Consider the following 24,296-nt stretch of genomic DNA (forward strand, 5'->3'; position numbering starts at 1 on the left):
CGGTAAATGAGCGCATCGAAAGCAACGATAAGAGTGAGAATGTTGTACAGAAAACTAAGGCCAAAAAGCCTTCGGTGAGCAGAGTATTGTCTTGACTCACCGGGAGCGTCCATATATGGCCATGTTAATTATACTAAGGCCAAAAAGCCTTCGGTGAGCAGAGTATTGTCTTGACTCACCGGGAGCGTCCATATATGGCCATGTTAATTTATTTTGGGTGGCCATGTTAATTATATCAAATAAAAATTAACCCACCACCAGCCAAACCTTAACTGAAACTTAATCCAACCTTAAACGAACATTAATTTAAGACAATGATTTAATTGATTTTTATAAATATCAATAAAATGAGACATACCTCCAAAGTAATAGGCGCTAATTTGATCTTAATCAATTAATTTACATTAGATTAACAGCAGAATCGCTCCCGAGCCGACATTCAATTTGAGCTCGCATAATAAAATATAAAACCAATTATGGTTAATGAACTAAACAAAGTTTAATACCATAAAGAGTCCAATATTCTGTATTGGACTAAACGGAGAATCATGATGAAACGTTTTAAATCTAAAAAACTAGCATATCTAGTCGCATTAGCGCTGACTAGTTTGTTAATGGGTTGTGATGGGGATGACGGTGCTGCTGGTGCTGATGGTGTTGACGGTGTTGACGGTGTTGACGGTCAACCTGGAGATTCTTGGACATTACCAGTGGTAACCAGTTCAACCGAAACTAATGTGAAAGTAATAAACTATACACTTGGCGAAGGTTCTATTAGTTACGAATTTGAGGTCACTAACGAAAACGGGGAACTTGTTAACGGGCTCATAGATGCTGAAGGTAAAGTTGCGGCTCTTACTGATAAAGGTTTTATTAACAACCGTAATGAAGATCCCATCAATGAAGTAGCAGATAATGTTCATATTGGTGGTGCAGTAACGATGAGCACTGAAGGGGCAACATTAACCGCTCTTGGTGACGGTCACTACCAATTTACAGCACCTATGTTAGGTGTAAATACTGGAACCGAAGGTATTGTATGGTTGCGTGTTGGTGGTAATAGCGAATCAGGTATTGCTCGCTCTGATGAATATGTACTTAACAAGCCAGAAGGGTCAATGTCGACCACTACCGAAGCTTGTTATGCCTGCCACGTTGACTACTCAACAAGTCCAAATAAACATGCTAGCTATGTTGCTCAAGGCATGGACGGTGAAGTCACTTTCGTTGAAGGTTGTTTAACTTGTCATGGCTCTGTTAGTCGCGAAATGGTGAATGAAGAAGGGTTTTCAACAGGTAGCTACGCACGTAATACGCTGTCTAAAATTGGCCACATTAACCACCAAGAGTTCGAAACAGGATTTAGTGTCATGAACTGTAGTTCTTGTCACACTGAACCAACTATCAACATCAATGTTGCTGGCCCTGGTTGTATTGATTGTCATGACACTGGTGGCATTGCAGGAGATATCATTCCAGGTAACGGTTCTGATGTTCGCTTACTTCATGAAGCAAATGCAGGCATAGATACAGATAAAGCAATCAACAACTCTTACAAAGTGACTGGCACACCAGTAGCATTAAATAGTGCCAATCAATGGTGTACAACTATGTCACTTTATAAAGTTGAAGGTGATACAGAAACCTTACTTGATCTTCATTCTATGTTTGAAGAACAAACTACCGCTCATAACCCTGAAAAACCAATCAACTATGCCGGTTCTTACTTACACGGTGTCTACAATAACTCAATTGTAGGTCGAGTCGCGCGTTTCTACGATTACAGTTATGAAGCCGATGGTAGTAAAACAATGTGTTATACCGATGATGATGTAAGCCTTTGGACAGGCGCCGGTCTAATGTCATCGTTACGTGTGAGCTTCACCTCAGAAGATTATAATGGCGACGAAAGTGACGTAATCACCATTCATGGCTACACCGATGTTACAGACATCGCAACTGAAGAAGTCAGTGCTTATGATCGTCGCCATGCCGTAGGTAATGACAGTTGTACAACATGTCACAATGATGAAAACAACTTCCACAAAAATGGCAACTTTAGTGATGGTGGTTTAGGTTGTGTGGCTTGTCATAACAATGGTCAAGACCGTAAAGCAGGTTATTCAGCGCCAGGCTTTGGCCCAATGGTCCACAGTATGCATTGGGGCGTTGGTAGCATTAGTTTAGATGCAGATAATGAAGAAGTGTCTAACGCAGCTAGCGTTATTGCACCTCAAACGAGTTGTGTTGCTTGTCATGATAGTGGTGTTGTTGACTTAACCGCAGTTCCTAATCAGTTTATAAAAGCAAGTGCTTATGGTGTAAATGACAAAATGGCCAGCCCTATCACGGCGAACTGTTATGCATGCCATAATGAGGATTATGCATTAGCTCATATGGTTCAAAACGGAGGTACTACTACTGAAGATGTACCTGCTACTGAATGGTATAAGTTAAACGCAAGTGAGTCATGTGCAACGTGTCATGCTGAAGGACGAAGCTCAGGTATTGAAAAATACCATAACTTTACACGTTAATCCTTAACGGATTGAACTAAAGTTTAGCGATAAAATACATCCCCCGTAAACAAAAAGGAGTCTCCTGCGAGACTCCTTTTTTATTTATCTTATTGGCGAGCATTAAGCAATACAACCAACAAAGTTGTTTGTCCCCTTAATGAACCTGAAACTAACTGTGCATAAAGTACACTCTGACTTGAATCGTGCCGTCTTAGGATTAACCGATAAATGTCTCGGCTTTGGCACCCTCGTCGCTCTACCTCTTAAATCCATTTAGTCGTAGTGCCCCCTAGCATTTCAAAATATTAGCGTGCCACCCATTTTTATGATAATTAACTTAACTGCTTTTAGGTTTGATAGCGATAATATTCTGCACGATTCAAATGTATAAATTGAATGGAAATTATCAACAAACTGAGCGCTAAATGGATAGTGGTGAGCAAGGCGGCAAATTCAACACAGCACTAGTGGCTTGATTGATATCAAGCTGGTAATCTGGTTATTGATTTAGTGTTAGACGTTAAGCCTTAAGCACACAACCAGCGCTGGCAGTTTGATGCACTTTGTCGTCGCTTTCGCTCTAGATGTTCGCAATATTCCGTTAATGCAGGTAAAGCTCCTACTGCACCTTTGAATAATGACCCAAATTCGGTAGTGATTTTTAGCCAGTTGTCAGCAGGAATATTGAGTCTATTGAGAATATCTTGGCTAGTTGAGCTAATTGCACCGCGTTTATCTTCTCGAATAATTCGCCCGGTATCTTCCACCAGCACAATATAGTCTTTAACGCTGAACATCAGTCCATTGGGCATATCTAGCCGTTCATTACCAACAAAAGGCAATAATGCTGTTGGTTGCTCACCTTTTATCGCTGAGGTTATTCGCCGTTGAATACTGGTGTAGTCTGAGGTTTCTGGTGTCGTTGCCATTTTGGCACGAATAGGGTTTAAATCGACATAAGCCATACAACTCAGAACAGCTGCTTCGTCAAGTAACGCTTGGGATTTGAATCTTCCTTCCCAAAATCGGCCCGTACATTTATCTTCTTTATTGGCCATTCTGGCAATGGGCTCACATAAGGAGCGCATAAACCAACTAATATCAATTAACCTTTGTCGGTATTGAGTCACACAGTCATTAACCGTTTTATGCTCAAACTCGTTTAAGTCTTCGCCTTTAACCAATTTATGGGTCAGCAATGTGCCTTTAAAACCTTTATGCCACTGTACCAGCACCTCTTTATCTGACCAGCCTTTTGCTTTGTCTGCATCAATCTTCAAAACAACATGCAAATGATTACTCATGACGGCATAAGCACAAATATGAATGGCAAAAATGGTCGCCAACTCAAGAATGCGCGAATCTACCCACTCTCGCCGATGTTCAAAGTTCTCACCTGTCGAGTTATCTATTCCGCAAAGAAAAGCCTTACGTACAACACGGGAGCAGCAGTGATAGTAAGGCGTATCGTCTAAGCTAACGATAGTTTGTCTTGGTCTGGCCATCTTCAATTACCATTTAAAAAGGGTAAATAAAGCGTAGTTTACTGCTCGTTATTTAGCCAATAATCGTGGGTGGCCATGTTAATTGGTTTTTTTTAAACTGCTCTTTACAGTAGTCTACAAATTTCTCATTTTTAGCTGCATTGCAAATAGTTACTAATTCCTTGCCTGCCTGAGTATATAAGGCTTGGCCAATTCCAAATTTGTTATTTTCTTCTTCTGGAAACTTTAGAAGAGTTTTCTGACCAAAATAAAAGACAACACCTTTCTTAGTTACACCTTTTTTTGCATAACCGGAGACTGATTCAAATGAAATTAAGCCAATGGCATCAAGATGCTTTAAATCAGAAAAAGTAATTCCAGCAGAAGAATAAACCTCATCTGTAATATCAAATATCATCGGTGTAGGTTCACCGACCATCCAAGTAAACTGACAAAACCGCGTAAACAAGTCAGCGTCTTTACGATCCATTGATGCAACTAAGTCCACAGTTCTTTTTGAGTAAGTACCAGGCTTAGTCGCTTCACCACTTAGCAAGTTTGACCATAGAGATTGCATTTGTTCATTGGATATTTTGTCACACTTATCAAAAAAGTGTGTAAGCCAATCATCTTCAATGTCCTCAGGTTTAGCATTGGGTGGCAAATTAACGGCAGCCTGAGCAGTGATTTTTTCTATATTTTCTTGTTTCTTGCTTTCTTGCTTTATATGTCGCTCTATTGCTCTTTGCTCTATATCACTTAGCTCTATTCCTGCTAGTGCCTTAATTTTTTCAGCTTCAGCCTCCGCATGAGCTTTTTTAATAACCCTTCGAGGTTCATAAAGCACGCCCACTGCATTTGAAATTTTCTCAATGAGTACAGTTGCGGGTTTTGCTAAATCACCAAAATTAATAATTGAGCTTCCATCTGCCATGATTTCTCCTTAGGCTACTTAACGCCCCAAGCAGGGGATTTTATGAGCGTTGTGCAGCGAGTAAAATTCCCGCTGACTTGGCTTGTTATGTTTTAAAATACTCAATTTAATATCCCAGCATTTACAATTTTCAGGTAGCCGCTTATTAATGTGTTGTAGGCAGCAAATAAGCAAATACCAATAACTAAAATAGTTTTACTCCATGAGCTAAAACACTTTGATTCTAGTTTATGTTCCTTAACGCCCATCACAAATAAAAAGATGGCGGCAACGACAAATAGAACTCCAAAAAAGAATGTAGCGATGGCAGTTATTTGCTCCAATGTCCGATTTCTACCTTAAAACAATCGTGGTAGAGCGGGCCATTACTGACCCGACCCCACACAGATCCGGACGTGCGGAACTACCGCATCCGGCTCTTCAGTTATATATTCACTCGTGTAAAACACGACCCTAGTACCAATCAATCAGCACTAGACGCTTACTGACTTTTGGACTCTCAATTCTAAAATACTCTAACATCTTCTTGAAATTACTCCAGTTGTAACTTCGTCGACCACTGCGTCTGTTCAACCATTTGTACAAGTTATGCAGAACATAATCGTATACGTAACTCAGGCTTCGGCTGTTGTCGGGAAGACCAAAATAGTTTCTAAACCCTGTTAATTTACGTTTTAACTGTGGAAGCCAAATACTCAGTTTTAATGAGCGCTTGGCTTTAATCCATTGATAATACTCGCTCAACGTCGCCTTCTGCTTCTCCACAGCGGTTCGTCGTCTGAGTCTTGCTTTACCTTTCGAATCTCTGCCCCAGTAAAACTCAAATCCAAGAAATACAAAATGACGTTTTCGCCCAATATGAAAGCGGCTAAATCGCATCAATGATGTTTTATCTTCTGCGACGTCTAGGTTGAATTTCTTTAATCGTTTCGGCAAAACCTTATAAAAGCGTTCAGCATCATGTGCAAACTGAAACGCACAAACAAAATCATCCGCATAACGGATCATCATTGCTCGGCCTTTCATCCTTGGCTTCACTTTCTTTTCAAACCAAAGGTCTAGCGCATAATGCAAATAAATATTAGCTAACACAGGGCTGATAATGCCACCTTGTGGGCTACCACTTAATGGCTTAGTAAAGACACCATCAGGGGATTTTATCCGTGCTTTTAACCATTGGTTTATTAAATTAAGTATCGCCTTGTCATCAATTCGTTGCTCGAGCATAGCCATCAGCCATTCATGATCAAGGTTGTCAAAGAAGCCCTTAATATCAGCTTCAACAATATAACCATAACCTTTAAATTGCAGATTGAGCGTTAAACTATGCACCGCTTGATGCGCACTTTTATTCGGGCGATAACCATAGCTATTACGCAAAAAGTCTTGTTCCCAGATGCTTTGCAGGATCTGACTGACACTTTGTTGCACTAGCTTGTCATCTACCGTTGGTAGCCCTAAAGGGCGTAATTTACCGTTCGATTTAGGAATGAAGATCCGTTTGATGTCATTAACTCGATAACATTTCTGTTTGAGTTGCTGACCTAAACGGTCGATATTTTCTATCAGCTTATCTCGGTACTTAGGCATGGTAATGCCATCGATACCAGGCTTCGCTTGCTTATTAAGTTGCCCCCAGCTTTGATACAGGCTGTCAGTATTTAGCAGTCCATATAAATTCTGAAACCTGTGCTTGGGGTGGGTTTGTGCTTTAAATGCGATGGCATTAAGTGTGGTTATCATAGTGTCCCAGCCCTACTTTGTCCGGACTATGTCTCTGCTTAATACCTGATATAACTGTCAGCTCCTTTGCCATGTACAAGGCTTTCCCCTGCTCAGACTACTACGGGCTGATCTGACTTCCAAAAGGTCATCGTTCGTCTCGCTTTTAACTAGACTTCTCTACCATCGTCCTGATGGAACACCTTTGGATCTCTCAAGTTCCTGAAGCATCTCTTTATGCATGCCACGGCTTGATAACTCCGCTGACTCGCCACAACCTCACCCTTCATTTACATGAATAACGGCTGCTTTGCATGGACTTCGATGGCGTTACAAACCTCGTCAGTCAGTTCTAGTATTTATCGGAGCGATACCAGCACTTCAGGATCACGACAACCCCTATGGCCTACATAATTCTCTGTGTACGCTTCACCAATATTGTTCGCGTGATGCAGTCCTCACTGCTGAAAAGCATCTGCTAATCTCACACTCCGCCAAAGGTGCAACACTCGATACAGGTGGTTGGTTAAACCTTACCTGACAGGGACTTACACCCTGCAAGATGCATCAAGCTTTGCTTGACGCACTAACGCCACATTAAGCGGCAAATTACAGTTGGCTAAAATAAGTGAGGCACGAACAAAAAGCCAACTGTAATTTGTCCGTTTGAATGCCTTGTTAGCTTTATTTACACCTTAACTTTTTGCTTTTTAAAGTACCAAACCATAATAGGTATCTCTATTGCACCATATGTGGCAAGTGTAAACCAAAACCAATTAGTAGTAGTGATTAATAAACTGAATTCATGACCACTACCCCAATAATTTAACCCTACAACTAATAAAGCAAAGCCTGATGCGAACAGATCATAAAATGAAATTTTATTAAAATCATTTCCAGCTAGTTTAGGATATATAGAAAGGTATGCTATTAAAACGATAATAAGGTTTAATAATATAATTGATAATTCTGGTGATTCCATTTACGTCAAAACTCCTGATAAAGCTAACAGCGTATTAGCGAGAATCCCGATAAACATCCTGAGGTGTTCACCAAAACCCAACATCCATACGACTTTAATTATTAATAATTTTAGCAACTTATCAGTTTATCCTTCATGAATCAATCACCCTTTTGGCTAGGTGAAACCGAGAATTTTAATAACCGATAACGCTTTGGTCTCTTTATGTAAAGAGACTTGCGAACAAAAATCAACCAATTCAAATAACTAGTTTTGTTCTTGAGATAAAAACGAGAATTTTGGTGATTACATAACGAGACCAAGACTGGCTTTTTTAAATAAATGAATTATAACTGTATATGCATACAGCGTATTGCTAATTCGAATAAAAAGGAGTTGATATGTCCACATCACCATTTCTCGAGTCAATTCGCACTGAACTGCGAACGCGCCGTTACAGTATCAAAACTGAAAAAGTCTATTTGTATTGGATAAAGCAATTTATTCTCTTCAATGACAAAAAACACCCTCAAGACATGGGTAACATCGAAATAGAACGTTTTTTAAACCATTTGGCCGTAAACAGGCAAGTTAGCGCTGCAACACAAAACCAGGCTTTATGCGCCATTATTTATGTCTATAAACATATCATTCGACGGGAAATATCTGATTTACGTTACTCATTTACGAAGCGTGAACAATCTATACCCACGGTACTCACTCACGAAGAAGCTAAAGTGATTATTAGCCATCTTTCAGGCCAATATTGGTTAATTGCCTCACTGCTATACGGTGGAGGATTACGAATAAATGAAGCATTAAAACTAAGAGTTAAAGATGTAAATATACAAAATAATACGTTATTTATTTTTAGAGGAAAGGGCAAAAAAGATCGTTACACTTTGCTACCAAAATCCCTAAATTTTGCCTTAACTCATCAAATTGATGCAGTAAAAACTCGCCATCAACAAGATTTAAATGAAGGTTTTGGATTAACGTCACTGCCACCTGCTCTTTTGCGAAAATATGGTAATGCCGCTAAAGATTTATCTTGGCAGTATGTGTTCCCGTCATCGACTCGCTGCACTCATCCGTATGATGGATATATGTGTCGTCACCATATTCACGAAACGACATTTAGGAAGCAATTACGAAAAGCGGTATTAGCGAGCCAAATACCCAAGCAAGTAAAAGCCCATACTTTTAGGCATACATTTGCGACCCAATTGCTACTAAATGGAACCGATATTCGTACTGTTCAAGAGCTATTAGGGCATACAGATCTAAAAACAACTGAATTATACACCCACGTTATTGGCTCTCGTTTTGGCTATACGACCAGCCCGATGGATAGATAGCCACAAAAAAAGGCCCTTGCGAGCCCTTTATCAATTCTTTTTGTGCTTGGTATGTATTAACTTCTTAATCCAATCCCACGAGATATCAAATAATAAGCAACAAACCATAAGCTGGCACAAAAGCCGACCATAATGGCAATAGATAACGGCACACTAAGATCGGCAAAACCTAAAAATCCGTAGCGGAATACGTTAATCATGTACACCACTGGATTTAAGGCCGATACCCCTTGCCAAAAAGGTGGCAATAACGATAACGAGTAAAACACGCCACCTAAATAGGTAAGCGGGGTGAGAATAAATGTTGGGATAATACTGATGTCGTCGAAGCTTTTGGCAAACACGGCATTAATTAAACCACCTAATGCGAATAACACTGAAGTTAAAAACATAGTGAGTATGACCAAGCCCACATGATGTAAGGTTATATCGACAAACATCATCGCCACAGTAGTGACAATTAAGCCAACACACAAACCACGTGAAACCCCGCCGCCAACATAACCGGCTATCATCACATAATGCGGTACTGGCGCAACCATAATCTCTTCAATGTTACGTTGAAACTTGGCACTGTAAAACGACGATGCCACATTAGAATATGAGCTGGTGATGACTGACATCATAATTAAACCAGGGGCAATAAATTCCATGTAACTCACGCCGCCCATTTCACCAATACGGCTGCCAACCAAGTTACCAAAAATTAAAAAGTATAACGTCATGGTAATGGCTGGCGGCACTAGCGTTTGGATCCAAATACGGGTAAATCGATTAATTTCTTTGGTTAAAATGCTTTTAAAAGCCACAAAATACAGGTGATTCATTATTTTGACTCCTTGGCTTTTTCGACCAGTTCTACAAACAATTCTTCTAGGCGATTAGCTTTGTTGCGCATCGATAGCACTTCAATATTGGCGGCGCTCAATTGAGAAAATAAGTCATTAATATTGTGCGCTTTCGCCACGTCAACTTCTAATGTGTGTGCATCGGTTAAGCGGCAATTCATATTGGTTAATTGCGGTGCTGCCTCTAGGTCGCGGCGTAAATCGAAAATAAAGGTTTCGACATCAAGCTTGCTGAGCAAGGCTTTCATGGTGGTGCACTCCACCAGCAAACCGGTGTCGATAATACCAATGGTACGGCAGAGCATTTCGGCTTCTTCAAGGTAGTGGGTGGTTAAAATAATGGTCACACCTTGTTGATTGATTTGCTTTAAAAAGTCCCACATTGAGCGGCGCAGCTCAATGTCTACCCCTGCGGTCGGTTCATCTAAAATAAGCAGTTTTGGCTCGTGCATTAACGCGCGCGCAATCATTAAACGGCGTTTCATTCCGCCAGATAACTCGCGAGCTTGGGCGTGACGTTTTTGCCATAAATCAAGTTGAGATAAGTATTTCTCGGCGCGTTGCAATGCCACGTCTTTAGGCACACCGTAATAGCCTGCCTGGTTAACCACAATCTGTTGTACGGTTTCAAACTGGTTAAAGTTAAACTCTTGTGGCACTAACCCAATACATAACTTGGCTTGTTCAAGTTGTTTATCAATATCAAAACCAAATACTGATACCGAGCCTGAAGTTTTTTGCACTAACGAGCTGATAATGCCGATAGTGGTCGATTTACCGGCGCCGTTAGGACCAAGTAACGCAAAAAAATCACCCTGCTTGACCGTTAAACTAATCGATTTAACGGCTTGCACACCACCTTTGTAGGTTTTTTTAAGGTTGTCGATCACCAATGCATTGTTGGTGTTACTCATTGTCATACCTCTAATCAATAACTTGCGCATTAAACACTTTTTATTACATGTATCTAAAGACGTTATAAAAATGAAAAAGACGCAACACTTTTGCCTACCAAAACAAAACTCCCGCCTATAGCGGGAGTTTATCGATTATATCAAAAAGATCTAATCTAATGGCACCACTTTAGCGATGTAAGGCAGGTTGCGATATTGCTCTGCGTAGTCGATACCATAACCCACGATAAACTCGTCAGGAATGGTAATACCGATAAAATCGACAGGCACGTCAACTTCGCGGCGTTCTGGTTTGTCGAGCAAAGTACATAGCGTTAAGCTTTTAGGGTCGCGCAGCAATAGCATTTCGCGCACCTTATTTAGGGTGTTACCTGAGTCGATAAGGTCTTCTACAATTAATACGTCACGGCCTGCAATGTCAGACTGTACGTCTTTAAGTACTTTAACATCGCGAGAACTGTTCATATTGTTGCCGTAACTCGACACAGCCATAAAATCGATTTCGACATGGCCTTTAATACGACGACACAAATCGGCCATAAACACGACAGACCCTTTTAATAGGCCAACCATTAATAAACGCTCACTGTGCGCATAATGGGCGTTAATACGTTCGGCTAACTGATCTAGGGTGTTATTGATTTCTTGCTCAGAAATCATCATTTCAATTGTGTGCTTCATAAATATCTCAATTGTCGATGTCGTTTGGCTGGGTGTGTCCGTATCCCCAGCGACTCGTAAGGTCGTGCTCGATCCCTAAATGATCAAGGATCCGCGAAACCATGAAGTTTACCAGATCTTCTACCGATTGGGGATTATGATAAAAGCCTGGCGCGGCTGGCATAATGGTCGCACCATTGCGGGTTAGGCTTAGCATATGCTCTAAGTGTATGGCGCTAAACGGAGTTTCACGCGGAACCAAAATCAATTGGCCGCGCTCTTTTAATACCACGTCTGCTGCTCTTTCGAGCAAATTGTTGCTCATGCCTGTTGCTACTGCCGCTAACGTGCCGGTTGAGCAAGGGCAAATCACCATTTGCTTTGGCGCGGCGCTGCCTGAAGCCGGCGGCGAAAACCACTCATCTTTGCCCAGTACCACTAGCTCACCGCTAAGAGGCGCATCTGGGTTATCAAGCTGTTCAAGCAATTGCGCTTTGGCTTTTTCTGGGTTGGCACTAAGCTGTAAACCATGCTCGGTGGACAGTACCACTCTAGCGGCACTCGAAATCATTAAAAATACTTGGTAGTCGTTCGCCAGCAAACATTCAAGTAGCTTGATGCCATACGGCGCACCCGAGGCGCCGGTCCAGGCGAGACTAATTGCTTTGGCTTTTTTGGCGTAGGCCATCTTGTATCCTCTTGCGGCTGCGCGGTTTACGCTAAAGCCTTAATTATTTTTTGATGAATACCATTAAAGCCACCGTTACTCATAATCACCACGGTATCGCCTGCTTGGGCGGTATTGGCTACGTTAGTAATAATGTCTTCAATGTTATGAAAAACTGTCACAGGTATCGGCGCATTGGCCATGCTGGCGGTAATGTCCCAGCCAATATTGTCGGCCTGATACAAATAACCTACGTCGGCTAACGCCATTGAATTGGCGAGCGTGTTTTTATGAACACCGCTTTTCATGGTGTTGGATCGCGGCTCTAACACCACAATAATATTACCGCTGCTGTTGTCACCTGCACCAACTTTGGCCCGTAAGCCTTGTAATGTGGTGGCAATCGCTGTGGGGTGATGAGCAAAATCGTCATACACTGCTACGCCATTCACGGTGGCTAATAACTCCAAACGGCGCTTTGGCGGACTAAATTGCGCTAGCGCTTCAATCGCGTGATTTGGCGCAACACCCACATGCCGTGCTGCTGCAATGGCCATTATGGCGTTTTCAATATTGTGCTGGCCAATTAGGCCCCAATTGACAACGCCTTGCGTTTCACCATTAAACAACACTTCAAACTCATGACCATCGTCGGCAATAGTACGCGACTGCCAGGCACTTGGTTCACCCTCATTCTTTAACAAACTGCTCTGGGTTGAATACACTTCTTGCTCGCTCCAGCAGCCCATGTCAATCACTTGCTGTACGGCTTCAACCTGTGCAGGCCAAATCACCTTACCCTCTCCGGGTACAGTACGAATAACATGATTAAATTGTCGCTGAATGGCCGCCAGATCGGTAAAAATATCGGCATGATCAAATTCTAAATTATTGATTACCAATGTGCGCGGACGGTAGTGAACGAACTTAGAGCGTTTATCAAAAAAGGCGCTGTCGTATTCGTCGGCCTCAACCACAAAAAACGGAGAATTACCTAGGCGCGCTGACACGCCAAAGTTTTGCGGTACACCGCCAATTAAAAAACCTGGCTCGTAGCCGCAATACTCTAACACCCAAGCGAGCATGCTTGAGGTAGAGGTTTTACCGTGGGTACCCGCTACGGCTAACACCCAGCGGTCTGGCAATATATGTTCGGATAAAAATTGCGGCCCAGAGGTGTACTTCATGCCGCGGTTTAATACCGCTTCAACACACGGATTACCCCGGCTCATGGCATTACCAATCACCACTAGGTCGGGTTGGTTTTCGCCTTCTTTGCCCAATTGAATTGGGTCAAATCCTTGGATTAGCTCAATACCTTGCTGCTCAAGCTGAGTGCTCATGGGCGGGTAAACGTTGGCGTCGCTGCCGGTCACTTTATGGCCCATTGCGCGGGCAAGCAGGGCTAATCCGCCCATAAAAGTGCCACAAATACCTAAAATGTGTACGTGCATGATTTCACTCTATTGATCCAGTATATGGCGCTTATTCTAATCTATTGCACCTGTGAATGTCAGTTAACAATTATTGAGAATCATCAATGGGGTTAGGGTTAATACAAAAAGAAAAATAACCCCATGCTGAGCACAGTGGTCAGCAAGGTATTGCGGGTAATATAAGCTAGCACCGTGGCCACCAGCGCACAGGTTAAGTAGGGGTTGTACAGGCTGATGGCCAGCTCACCTTCTGGCACAAACACAATGGGCGCTAATATGGCAGTTAACACTGCTGGGGCTGAGTAACTTAAAAAGGTTAAGGTGTTTTTGCTTAACCTAATCGGGATTTTGGGTTCTAACAGCAAATGCCGACTCACAAACACCACTGCCGCCATCGATATAATAATTAACCATGTCATAGGGTGTCCTCCTTGGTGGGCGCAATATCAGCACAAGGCGTATCGGTAACGACAACGCCTTCATTGGTGAGTTTGGCATAAGCCATACCCGCTGCCATGCCCGATATGGCGGCAATCAGAAGCCCTGCTTGAATGGCAAACACGGCACACACCACCGCTAACGTGAGTGACACCAACACGCACACTAATATCGATGGTTTTTTTACTGTTGGCACCACAATGGCGATAAAGGTGGCAGCAATAGCAAAGTCGAGTCCGAGTTCGCCTAAATTATCGATAGACTGGCCAGCCACAATACCGAGCAAGGTGGCGATGTTCCAACCTATATAAAAAGTTAAGCCGCCACCCAAGGCATACCAGCGATCAAACTGATGCTGTGCGGGCGTATCGCCGCCATGGGCTTGGTTGGAGATCGCAAATAACTCATCGGTGAGTAAAAAGCCCAGCCCTAAACGCCATTTAAGCGGTAATGGGCTAATTTGGCTGCGCATGGCCATGGCATACAGTAAATGCCTTGAGGTAATGAGTAAGGTGGTAATTAAAATACTGCCGATACCAATACCGGCTTTTATCATCCCAAGGGCAACCAATTGCGCGCTACCGGCAAAGATAATCGCCGACATGGCCTGGCTTTCTACCGCGGTGAGGCCAATTTCTAATGCGAATGAGCCAGCTAAAATGCCCCAGGGGATCACGGCAATGGTCAGCGGCATAACCGCAAGCGCGCCAACTAAGAATGATTTACTTTTTGTGGTTTTAGAAGAAGTTAACTCTGCGGTGTCCACACCATATCCTTATTTACTGATAACGTCAGTTTCCCCTACACGCAATAGGGTAATTCGAGGATTAGCTTAACGTGAATATAATTATAAAGCCCTTGAAAAATGATCATCCATGCACGCTTATATCTATGATCAAACCAATTCTACTGTAGTGGTCAATGAATCGATAAAAGATATGTATTCACTCATTGTCAGAGGTTTGCATTAAACATAGCTTTTCATGGCTTAGCTCAATTTTTTGAGGTTAAGTAAGCCAACTATACAACTCGCAGATAGTCATATTAGTTGTTAATAATCCCCTCAGATAAAACAAGGGAAATAACACATTAAAATCAACACTTTGAACCATTTACCTTTAAGACGGTTAACTATAAATGGTCAATTACGATTAATGCTTAATAATATTATCTGAATTCATCCTTCTCGAAGAAACGAACCATAAAGCGACTCATTCTACATTAGCTTAAGCTTTTGTAGCATTTCTGAAAAAACAACTAATCTCTTATTTGCTGACTCAAAAAATCTTCAAAAACATTTGTAGATTTTTATATTTTTCATTTGCATTTATCAAATATTAATAGTGTTGGAAAATATTTACACAAAATGCTAAATTTGAAATTTCACTTAAAACATATATGCAATTTACATATTCATGGATTGAATTTTACGAAAATGTAGTTGAATTTAATTGCTGACTTACATGCACTGAACCTTAAACATTAAGACCTGCAAAAAACCCAACTAACGTCATGTCTTTTCTAGATTTTATCTGTTGTGATTTTTGTGCACTTGTTGTTATATAGCACACTGCCCAATCTATCCTTTCTGTTATTTCTGACCAAGCCCAATGAGAGATACACTCAAAGATTGGCAGTAGCTAAACATCAACATTCGTTGCCGCTTTGAACAGTGAAACAAAAGGCATGATGCACATCGCGTTACTGTGGCTGATGATAAGCGCCAGTAGGGTGCCCATACTAGGCCGTCAACTATCGCTTTCTATTACTTAAACAACTAATTCTAATTGCGTTTAAAGTAGCATCAAGAATAATTAAAAAATGAAAGGTGATTACAATTTTATTTAAACTATAAATAATTAAATTTAAATTGACTACCGAGCTAACTTTAACTCTACGAAGTGATGGCTAAAGTAGTCAATAAAATGAATCTTTGTGTAAAGTATAACATTAACAATGTCTATTTCATGTCTTGAGAATTAAACTTTAGTTTTAGTTATATCAAACAAGTTCGCGAGTTAGCTCCCGAATTTGCTGTTTTAACCACATAGTATCGTCATTATTTGCGTCCGGATGAGTGACTAATACAAGTTTTAATGGTGCTGATACTTCAAAAATGCGATTAACCTCATACTCAGATAGTTGGCAAGCATGTAGACCAGAATCTTCGTCTATCATATCGTAAATTGTTTTATATGATGTAAGAGCGAGTGATTGACTATTAGAAAGATAATCGAATAATGAAGATACATTAGTAATTGTCATCTCGGTATTCAAGGGTAAGCTTTTGAAATGACAATAATCTTGAAAAGGATTAACCATAGGCGCTTGAGCCCCCATAATCGTATTAACATAAGGATACTCAACAATACTTTCGAGATTGATTTCTTTCTTTAAAATAGGATGGTTTCGATCACATAATAAATATTGATGCTCTATTTTGACCAGTTCTTCAACTTGCAATCGCTGATCAAAACAATGGATATCCTCTGAATTTTTACAACCACATACAACGATACAATTAGGATCATTAGAGACACTTTCTAAAGCATGTTTATCCCAGTTATTTACATTGATATGAATATCTTTGCGATGTTCTTTAATGGCCTGCATCAACGTCCGTGGGAAAGCATGAGCTATCATTCCAGGGATTATCAACTCAAAATTTCGACTATGTAAAGACTCAGCTCTATTCATGCGATTAAAATTTTTAGAACATTCTACAATTTCTTTTGCAATAGGATAAATTTTCCCAGCATAATCATTCGGTACTAATCCATACTTTCGTCTGATAAAAAGATCATCACCAAATAATAACCTTGCAGAATGCAAACAACGACTTATCTTAGAAGCTGGCACATCTAATATTCTAGATACATGAGTCGCAGATTTATTTTCATAAAGACTGACCAATATAGATAGTGTCAATAAATCCAACTTATCTAAATCTATTTGCTTCATCGAAAATACTCCTTTTGAGGTATACGCTTTATATCTGTATATTACTCCTTATATTTATACTTCATATAATTTAATTAAGTATTTAACTAATACTTATTCTAGATCATAAAAATAAACTATAACTAGTAACATATGTCACAAATTGAGGATAATTGAGCGATAAGAAGCTTTTCCCCAAAAAAGCTTCAATGCAAAAATACCAAATTACCAATATCAAAATTACCAATACCAGAACATAAAATTTACACGTTAAAATTGCAAACAATAAAAATGCTGCTTTTTAATTACTAAATTTTAATTTATTAATATCCATATTGATAAATTAAAAAAACAATAAAAGACAATAAGATCTAAATCATAACTATAATCAAATAATTAAAAATCACTTCATTTATTTGACTGCGATCAAATAATAAATGAAATATCAGGATAATATTAATCATGCGTCAACGGCGCATTAATTAATGCATAAAAGAATAAATTCAAAATTAACTTTGGAGAATTGTTATGATTACCTCAGTATTTTTAAGTTATGCGTTTGTGTACTCAGTTCTGTTTATTGCAGTGCCTTTTATCATTGTCATGTTTATTATGACATGTATTAAGTTCTTTAAAACAGATCACGAAGAGCACACTATCACGCTCAAAAAAACGCTTTTTGACACCCAAAGCTTTGATTTCATGAAATCACTACAAGCAATGGTGGGAGGAAAGTACGACGTTTGCTGCAATGTTCCCATGGAAAATGTGTTTGAAATGGATGCCCATACCGCAGCCGAAAACCACACGAAACTCGATTACGTGGTCATAGACCATGATTCATCAGAAGTGAAATTGATTATCTCTGATTTCAGTAAAGAAGATGACGCTAACGCGAAAAGTTTATTCGAGAAATTCAATGTGAAATTGGTTGAAATGGCTCGAGGCAAACCTTACGACGTGCAAATGTTACAAGGCGTGTTACCTGCGTGAAACCCCTGTCGGGTGGCAGCTTACTACTCTCACCCGACATTCTTGTGATTCAACCATTGTGGAGAGGACTGATTATGTCCCGTATAAACTGGCTACTGATGTTAAGTGCAAGTGTATTATCGCTTGCCCTTATGAGTCAGCAAGCATATTGCAATGACTCTACTGAGCAAATTAACAATGACTCGTGCATGAAATGCCATAAACGCAATGGCAAAATGCAGGGACACCACGCCCTCGATGAACTTAATTTAAGCTGCAGTTCTTGTCATGGTGAAAAAGGTAATCACCCTAAAAAACCGAATGATTTAATGGTGTTTTCAGCCGACAGTGACCTTGCGGTTGCGACCCAAAACAATGCCTGCTTAACATGCCACATTCCTAAAAAGTTAGCTGATACTGAGTGGACTCATAATGTACATGCGGAAAAAGTTGCGTGCAGTGCATGCCATCAATTGCATCCGCAAGCAGACAGAATAATGACCTTAACAACCAAACAACGTAGTGATGAATGCCAACGTTGTCATAGTGTACAGAGGTAATAAATTATGGAAAATTCAAGAAGAGATTTCCTTAGAAGAACCTGTGCATTAGTTGCGGGAGTGTCGGTCTCTCCTTTCGCGGCCAATGGCACCACAGATACTGAGACTGAACAAGCCATAAAATACGCCATCATTCACGATGAAACCAAATGCATTGGCTGTAATGCGTGTGCTGAAGCGTGCCGTGAAACCAACCATGTACCTGAAGGCGTAAGCCGTTTAAGCATCGAAAAAACAGGTCCTTATGGCGAGTACCCTAATCAGTATTACCACTTTACCCGCCACTCTTGTGAGCATTGTGAAGATGCACCTTGTGTCAATGTGTGCCCAACAGGTGCAGCTTATATCGATAAAAAAACCGGTATTGTGTCGGTAAAGGCTGATAAATGCGTTGGTTGCCAGTACTGTCTTTTAGCTTGCCCATACGATATACGTTTTATCAATCCGGTGACAAAAGCGGCCGATAAATGCGATTTTTGCCAAGAGACAAATCTTAAACAAGGTAAACAGCCGGCCTGTGTTGAAGTCTGCCCAACCAATGCGTTGGTGTTTGGGAACCTTAAAGATCCCAACTCATTATTGGTTTCAACCCTCAAGACTAATGCGACTCAACGAAACAAACAAGACTTAGGCACCCGACCTAAACTATTTAGAATTACCGCCAAACCAGGGGAGATTTCAATATGAGTGCCTTCCACTTTGACTCGTTAGTTTGGCATTGGCCAATTGCCATTTACCTATTTTTGGCTGGAGCGTCTGCTGGCGCGATGTTTTTTGCTGTGCTGTTAAAGCATGCGTGCCTTAAAGACCAAGCTTATCGCTCTGGTTTTGTACAAGCAGCTTGTATTGTGGCCCCGGTTGCGGTGTTGGCAGGGCTGGGTATTTTGGTACTCGACTTAACCAAACCTTTTGAGTTTTGGAAAATATTAATTTTTTACAACCCAACTTCGGTGATGTCCCTAGGCGTTGTGGTGTTAATGATTTACCAAGTATTTATGTTTGCATGGATAGCCATAACCTTTCGTAAGCCTATTGAAGACTGGTGCCGACCTCGGTTTGCATTAATCACTAAGCTCAGTGAAAAGTTAGCCCGCTATGAACCCAGTGTAACCGGGTTGCTGGTTATTTTTTCAGTGGCATTAGGCGCGTATACCGGCTTTTTACTCTCGGCCCAACCTCGGTTTCCAATGCTGAACAACCCAGTGTTGCCGTTACTATTTTTAGCATCTGGTTTGTCGTCTGGTGCTGCGTCAGCACTGCTCGGTGGCTTGCTACTTAAAGGTAATCCTAACGGTAAAGAAGTGCACTTTATTCACCGCGTTGAAATCCCGTTAATTTTAGGTGAAATAGTGCTTATGTTTACCTTCTTTGCTGGGCTTATACTCAGTGGAGGCCAAAGTAAAATGGCGGCCTTTACTGCCATTGGCGAAGGATTTTGGGGATGGGTATTTTGGTTCGGTATTATGGGATTGGGATTGTCTGCGCCTTTAGCCATGAACCTGTTTATGACTGCCACCTCAAAACGTAAGTTTTCATACGTGGCCGGTACAGCGTGTTTAAGTTTACTTGGGGTGATTTTACTGCGTAACTTTATTCTTTACACCGGGCAGATGACGGTAAGCTAATAAATTAAAAACAATATATTAAAAACAATAAATTCAACAAGATCAAAGGGCGTATATTGACAAAATATACGCCCTTTTTGTCATGTTTATAACTGGGTAAATTGCCGAATTAAGTTGTGATACACATTGTGTAAATTGTCGAGTTCGGCGCGATCAGTTTTGTTGGCGTTAATCAGCTTTTGAATACTTTGGTCAAGTTGATACAAGGTTTGGCGTAAGCTTGTATCTGCCACCATGCTTTGCATCCAGGTAATAGCAGCAACACGTTGGCCGCGAGTGACCGCGGTGACTTTATGTAAACTGCTTGATGGATACACTACGGCATACCCGGCTGGCAGTTTAATTTGCTGCTGACCAAACTCGGTAGAGATAACCAATTCACCGCCGTCGTATTCTTCTGGCTCACTTAAAAAAACCGTCATCGACACGTCGCTGCGGATCACCTCGCTGGTATGTGGAATACGCATAATCGCTGCGTCCACATGGTAGCCATACTCTTCGGTTTCGCTGTAGCGGTTAAAACACGGTGGGAAAATTTTATGCGGTAATGCCGCTGAAACTATTTTAGGCGTGTCACCAATACGTGCCAACAACTGATTAGCCAGTTGTTGTACATTGGCGTCTTGTGCATCAGCTTGGTGATTTTGTTTAACAGACGCTGCCATGCCCATTGCAGTTTGACGACCGTCGCCCCAGGGACATTGCGCCAGCCGCTGACGATAAGCGCCGACTTGCTCTTTGCTGAGCACTTTTTCTATAATAACCATGTACTTATCCTTATTAGAATATTATCTATTTTAGGCGAATTTATCAGCGCGTTCTTCTTTGTTAGCCTTTCTTAACGTAGCGCACTATGCCCTCAAAAGGCTGCCGCGAATACCACACTGATAACTTTCGCTAAAAGAGCAAATTCTAATGCGGATAAGTATGACTTCCAAAATCAAAAAACCAACGCTTAACGAGAGGTTAAGCGTTGGAGTGAGTGGTTAACTAATCAATGGTTAACCGTTTATTGTGAACAACGGATTAAAATTCGTATGTCATCGACAGTCTTGAGTTACGCGCATCACCTAGGTACATAAATGCACCTGAACGGTATGCTGCTGTCCAATACTCTTCGTCCATTACATTACCCACATTTAAGCGGAATGTTAAGGCTTCAGTTGCATTGTAGCTGGCAAATAAATCAACCACTTGATAGTTCGGAACCACAATGCTGTAACGTTCATTGGTGCTGTCGTAACCTGCCGCAGAATCTGGTTGTCCGCCATACATCTCGCTTTGATAAGTGTAGCTACCGCCGATAACAAATGATTCTGTTAACTGGTAACGTAACTGTAAATACGCGCTTTCGTCGGCAAAATTACTAAGTGCTAAACCAATATTTGCTGGGTCGTAAGAATCCAATACTTCTGAATCCATTTTAGCCGCCGAAAATTGTATGCTCAGCTTGTCTGTAATATTACCGACCATGCCAAATTCAATCCCCTGAACCCGGTTTTCACCTGTGTTTAGCGTACCTAGAGTTGCATAGTCATCTTCGCCTACACTTTCCATTACGTCACTTTTTGTGATTTGAAAAATAGACGCTGAGAACATCATTTTATCGTCAAATAACATCCACTTGGTACCAAGTTCAATGTTTTCTACAATTTCAGCATCGGCTTCACTGGCTTGATCTTCTGTACCACATACACCGCCATAACCACAGTTGCCGCCTAGGTCAGACTCGCCACCATTGATGTTGGTTGCTGTACTGTAGTTAGCATAAATATTGGCATCTTCAGACAGGTCGTAAACTAAACCGAAGTTAAAGTTATACATGGTGTCTGAATATTCATATAAGGTGTCGCTGGTTTGGTTGCTGTAATCGAAGCTGTCGAGTCTTAAACCATAAAACATCGACAGTTGTTCAGTCAGTTCAACGTTATCCATCATGTATGCTGCAACTGTTTGGATGTCGAAGATGGCATCTGACTCACCTTTTACATAAGTGCGCCCCATTAACTGGCTAATGTTATCTACGGTGTTACCATCGCCATCAATAATACAGTAAGACTCAGACACGCCACGGCGTCCATCCGTTGAACAGTTTGTTGGGTTGTTGTTGGTAATGTTATACACACCGTTATCAACGTTTTCGTCAGTGTATTCCAAACCAAATACTAGCTGGTTGTTAAAGCCAAAGATTTTGGTGTTCCAGAATAAGTTGAACTGGGTGCTAAAGTAATCAACATCTTGATTACCTTGGTGAGTACTCAATGTCAGTGTATCTTCGCCTGGCGCAGTTGCATCGGTATCGGCGCGAGTTGTGCCACTCATACCGGTAGTAATGTAGCCGTTTTCGGTATGGCCCACACGAGTCGCGTTATACAGGGTAATGTCACTATTAAGCTCGTATTCTGTACGCAGAGTAAAGGTGGTCACCTCTGAGTCTAAAAAGTCACCGTCTTGCGCATAGACTGGAATATCTTCTAATGGCTTACGAGTGTCCTGGTCAAAGTAGCTGCCTAAATCGGGCACGTCTTCTGCGTTTAAGTGGTAAACGTCTGCGGTAAATGTGAGTGCATCTGTAGTTTCATAAACACCCGATAACTGTACACCTTCACGTTTGCTGCTAATGCCTTCACGACCTGGCTTATCTTCTTCTGCAGTTAAACCGTTTAAACGTACTGCGACTTTATCAGACAGCGGTAAGTTGTAGTCAATGGTGATACGGCTGTGATCGTCAGTACCAATGCCTAAATCCACCCGACCAAAGTCATAGGCGACTGAAGCTTTTTTGGTGACGGAGTTAATCGCACCACCTGATGAGCCACGGCCAGCAAAGGTTGAACTTGGGCCTTTGGTAATTTCAACACGTTCTGTAGCAAAGCTTTCACGGGTTGTCATGCCAGGATCGCGCAAGCCATCAACAAACACGTCGCTGCGCGCTTCGTGGCCACGGATAATATAACGATCGCCAAACGCGTTACCGTTTTCACCGGTACCTAAGGTGACACCCGCCTGGGCTGACAAAATGTCTTTTAAGTCGGTGTTGCCTGATTCTTGAATTTGGTCTTGAGTTAATACCGTAATAACCTGTGGGGTATCAACTAACTCTGCCATGCGACGTTTGTCGGCCGAACTGTTAAACATGTAAACAGAATTTTGCACACCATGTACACGAATGCGTTCGATAGCCTCGTCAGTTTCTGCTGGCTTACAGTTGGCTAATATGTCCTTATCGCAAGTTTCTTTAGTGGTGTCAGCCGCATCTGCCGCATAAACTGCTGGACTACCAAACACTAGTGCCGCGGCAACGGCCTGTGCACCTAACAACAACTTACTGTAACGATTCGATTTCATGTCTAACATCATCCTATTATTAATTAGAGTTTATGAAAGTTCATTTATGTGACGCACTTTACAGAAATGCGATATAGATCACAAATACAAATCATTATCATTTGTGTAAAGATTGCAATCTTAGGTGTGAATTTATGCTGCAACTGATGACAATTAACAACAAGGTAAAGGTAACGTTGACACAAAATAACCTAAGCACGCTGCCAACAATGGCTTAGGCAGCGTGAGTATAAGCACAATGAAAGAGTAAGAAGTTGAGCAGTGACGTGGGGAGAAAGCCTGTTAAGCTGTTTGGTATAACTCGAGTGGCAAGCCGTCAGGATCGCTAAAAAAAGTGTATTGCTTGTGGGTGTACTCATCGACTCGAATAGGCTCAACCTCTACACCCTGTTGTTGTAAATGCTGTACCACTTGGTTGATGTCATCGACTTTAAACGCTAGGTGTCGTAATCCTTGCGCCTCGGGGAAACTCGGTCTTGGCGGAGCCCCATTAAACGAAAATAATTCTATTTGGCTACCGTCTGGCAAGGCAAGATCTAACTTGTAAGAATCGCGCGCTTGGCGATAATTTTCGGCGATAATCTTCAGCCCCAATACTTGGGTATAAAACGCTTTTGAGCGAGGATAATCGCTACAAATGATAGCCACATGGTGAATGCCTTTTAGCATAACGCTCCTGTTTTTAATTATACGTTGATAAATAATACGCTGATAAATAATAAAACCCTGGTAGCACAAGTCTATCAGGGTTTTAATTAGCGGTTACAGCTTAGGGCAACTAATGAACCTGAGCTTCGGATAAGAAATTAGCTCCCCAAAGGAACTAAATGCTCGTTCCTTGATCCGATCATTCGACCAAGAGTGATTAGAAAAAGGAACGAGCATGAATAAATTAGTTGAAACCTACTGT

General features: G+C 41.3%; 21 protein-coding genes and 1 pseudogene. 6 read left to right on the forward strand and 16 right to left on the reverse strand.

Annotation, left to right across the window (positions count from 1 at the left end; genetic code table 11):
- Positions 1 to 551: 551 nt before the first annotated feature.
- Positions 552 to 2,537: a multiheme c-type cytochrome gene (locus tag IEY48_RS18230; protein ID WP_188922904.1), complete on the forward strand. Its 1,986-nt coding sequence runs from the start codon at positions 552 to 554 to the stop codon at positions 2,535 to 2,537.
- Positions 2,538 to 3,046: 509 nt separating this feature from the next.
- On the opposite strand, the gene IEY48_RS18235 is transcribed toward IEY48_RS18230, so the two are convergent.
- The 4 genes from IEY48_RS18235 to IEY48_RS18250 form a co-directional block, all read right to left on the reverse strand.
- Positions 3,047 to 4,024: a transposase gene (locus IEY48_RS18235; RefSeq protein WP_188922870.1), complete on the reverse strand. Its 978-nt coding sequence runs from the start codon at positions 4,022 to 4,024 to the stop codon at positions 3,047 to 3,049.
- 52 nt (positions 4,025 to 4,076) lie between these two features.
- Complete coding sequence (locus IEY48_RS18240; RefSeq protein ID WP_188922871.1) at positions 4,077 to 4,937, reverse strand: DUF2806 domain-containing protein; 861 nt, start codon at positions 4,935 to 4,937, stop codon at positions 4,077 to 4,079.
- A 453-nt stretch (positions 4,938 to 5,390) separates the two neighbouring features.
- Positions 5,391 to 6,680: a group II intron reverse transcriptase/maturase gene (gene ltrA / locus IEY48_RS18245; protein WP_188922873.1), complete on the reverse strand. Its 1,290-nt coding sequence runs from the start codon at positions 6,678 to 6,680 to the stop codon at positions 5,391 to 5,393.
- A 667-nt stretch (positions 6,681 to 7,347) separates the two neighbouring features.
- Positions 7,348 to 7,641 carry a hypothetical protein gene (locus IEY48_RS18250; RefSeq protein WP_188922875.1) on the reverse strand — a complete coding sequence of 98 codons (294 nt, stop codon included), beginning with the start codon at positions 7,639 to 7,641 and terminating at the stop codon, positions 7,348 to 7,350.
- A 380-nt stretch (positions 7,642 to 8,021) separates the two neighbouring features.
- Between IEY48_RS18250 and IEY48_RS18255 the strand changes: the two genes are divergently transcribed.
- The gene (locus tag IEY48_RS18255) at positions 8,022 to 8,978 is read left to right on the forward strand and encodes an integron integrase (RefSeq protein ID WP_188922877.1); all 957 of its coding nucleotides are present in this window, start codon (positions 8,022 to 8,024) and stop codon (positions 8,976 to 8,978) included.
- 56 nt (positions 8,979 to 9,034) lie between these two features.
- On the opposite strand, the gene IEY48_RS18260 is transcribed toward IEY48_RS18255, so the two are convergent.
- From IEY48_RS18260 to IEY48_RS18295, 9 genes and pseudogenes are all read right to left on the reverse strand, one after another.
- Complete coding sequence (locus IEY48_RS18260) at positions 9,035 to 9,805, reverse strand: ABC transporter permease (protein ID WP_188922879.1); 771 nt, start codon at positions 9,803 to 9,805, stop codon at positions 9,035 to 9,037.
- Entirely contained in the window at positions 9,805 to 10,740 is a 936-nt protein-coding gene (locus IEY48_RS18265) for an ABC transporter ATP-binding protein (protein WP_188922881.1), read from the reverse strand. The genes IEY48_RS18260 and IEY48_RS18265 overlap by 1 nt, the downstream gene beginning before the upstream one ends.
- Before the next feature lie 150 nt (positions 10,741 to 10,890).
- Positions 10,891 to 11,421, reverse strand: a complete 531-nt coding sequence (gene hpt / locus IEY48_RS18270; RefSeq protein ID WP_188922883.1) for a hypoxanthine phosphoribosyltransferase — start codon at positions 11,419 to 11,421, stop codon at positions 10,891 to 10,893.
- A gap of 7 nt (positions 11,422 to 11,428) precedes the next feature.
- A complete protein-coding gene (locus tag IEY48_RS18275; protein WP_188922885.1) occupies positions 11,429 to 12,088 on the reverse strand; it encodes a flavin prenyltransferase UbiX in 660 nt (219 codons plus the stop codon).
- Between the two features lie 26 nt (positions 12,089 to 12,114).
- Positions 12,115 to 13,521, reverse strand: a complete 1,407-nt coding sequence (gene mpl / locus IEY48_RS18280) for a UDP-N-acetylmuramate:L-alanyl-gamma-D-glutamyl-meso-diaminopimelate ligase (RefSeq protein ID WP_188922887.1) — start codon at positions 13,519 to 13,521, stop codon at positions 12,115 to 12,117.
- A gap of 98 nt (positions 13,522 to 13,619) precedes the next feature.
- Positions 13,620 to 13,922, reverse strand: coding sequence for an AzlD domain-containing protein (locus tag IEY48_RS18285; RefSeq protein ID WP_160053437.1), 303 nt, complete (start codon positions 13,920 to 13,922; stop codon positions 13,620 to 13,622).
- Positions 13,919 to 14,707: an AzlC family ABC transporter permease gene (locus tag IEY48_RS18290; RefSeq protein WP_229786568.1), complete on the reverse strand. Its 789-nt coding sequence runs from the start codon at positions 14,705 to 14,707 to the stop codon at positions 13,919 to 13,921. Before IEY48_RS18290 ends, IEY48_RS18285 begins: the two co-directional genes overlap by 4 nt.
- 709 nt (positions 14,708 to 15,416) lie before the next feature.
- Positions 15,417 to 15,703 (reverse strand): annotated as a pseudogene (locus tag IEY48_RS20480) (IS4 family transposase); the annotation flags it as partial.
- Positions 15,704 to 15,942: 239 nt separating this feature from the next.
- Positions 15,943 to 16,902, reverse strand: a complete 960-nt coding sequence (locus tag IEY48_RS18295) for a LysR family transcriptional regulator (RefSeq protein ID WP_188922889.1) — start codon at positions 16,900 to 16,902, stop codon at positions 15,943 to 15,945.
- A gap of 507 nt (positions 16,903 to 17,409) precedes the next feature.
- On the opposite strand from IEY48_RS18295, the gene IEY48_RS18300 reads away from it, so the two are divergent.
- The 4 genes from IEY48_RS18300 to nrfD all read left to right on the forward strand — a co-directional run bounded on the left by IEY48_RS18300 (position 17,410) and on the right by nrfD (position 20,038).
- Positions 17,410 to 17,874, forward strand: coding sequence for a hypothetical protein (locus IEY48_RS18300; protein ID WP_188922891.1), 465 nt, complete (start codon positions 17,410 to 17,412; stop codon positions 17,872 to 17,874).
- Between the two features lie 74 nt (positions 17,875 to 17,948).
- Positions 17,949 to 18,413: a multiheme c-type cytochrome gene (locus IEY48_RS18305; RefSeq protein ID WP_188922893.1), complete on the forward strand. Its 465-nt coding sequence runs from the start codon at positions 17,949 to 17,951 to the stop codon at positions 18,411 to 18,413.
- Between the two features lie 6 nt (positions 18,414 to 18,419).
- Positions 18,420 to 19,100 carry a 4Fe-4S dicluster domain-containing protein gene (locus tag IEY48_RS18310; protein WP_188922895.1) on the forward strand — a complete coding sequence of 227 codons (681 nt, stop codon included), beginning with the start codon at positions 18,420 to 18,422 and terminating at the stop codon, positions 19,098 to 19,100.
- Positions 19,097 to 20,038: a cytochrome c nitrite reductase subunit NrfD gene (nrfD, locus tag IEY48_RS18315; RefSeq protein ID WP_188922897.1), complete on the forward strand. Its 942-nt coding sequence runs from the start codon at positions 19,097 to 19,099 to the stop codon at positions 20,036 to 20,038. The genes IEY48_RS18310 and nrfD overlap by 4 nt, the downstream gene beginning before the upstream one ends.
- An 86-nt stretch (positions 20,039 to 20,124) precedes the next feature.
- Here the strand turns inward: nrfD and IEY48_RS18320 are convergent, their stop codons facing one another.
- The 3 genes from IEY48_RS18320 to gloA2 all read right to left on the reverse strand — a co-directional run bounded on the left by IEY48_RS18320 (position 20,125) and on the right by gloA2 (position 24,055).
- A complete protein-coding gene (locus IEY48_RS18320) occupies positions 20,125 to 20,805 on the reverse strand; it encodes a Fe2+-dependent dioxygenase (RefSeq protein ID WP_188922899.1) in 681 nt (226 codons plus the stop codon).
- Between the two features lie 259 nt (positions 20,806 to 21,064).
- A complete protein-coding gene (locus tag IEY48_RS18325; protein ID WP_188922901.1) occupies positions 21,065 to 23,386 on the reverse strand; it encodes a TonB-dependent receptor in 2,322 nt (773 codons plus the stop codon).
- Positions 23,387 to 23,668: 282 nt separating this feature from the next.
- Positions 23,669 to 24,055 (reverse strand): SMU1112c/YaeR family gloxylase I-like metalloprotein, encoded by a 387-nt coding sequence (gene gloA2 / locus IEY48_RS18330; RefSeq protein WP_188922903.1) that lies wholly within the window; start codon positions 24,053 to 24,055, stop codon positions 23,669 to 23,671.
- Positions 24,056 to 24,296 lie beyond the last annotated feature (241 nt).

It is taken from the genome of Shewanella saliphila (assembly GCF_014648295.1).
GTDB lineage: Bacteria > Pseudomonadota > Gammaproteobacteria > Enterobacterales > Shewanellaceae > Shewanella > Shewanella saliphila.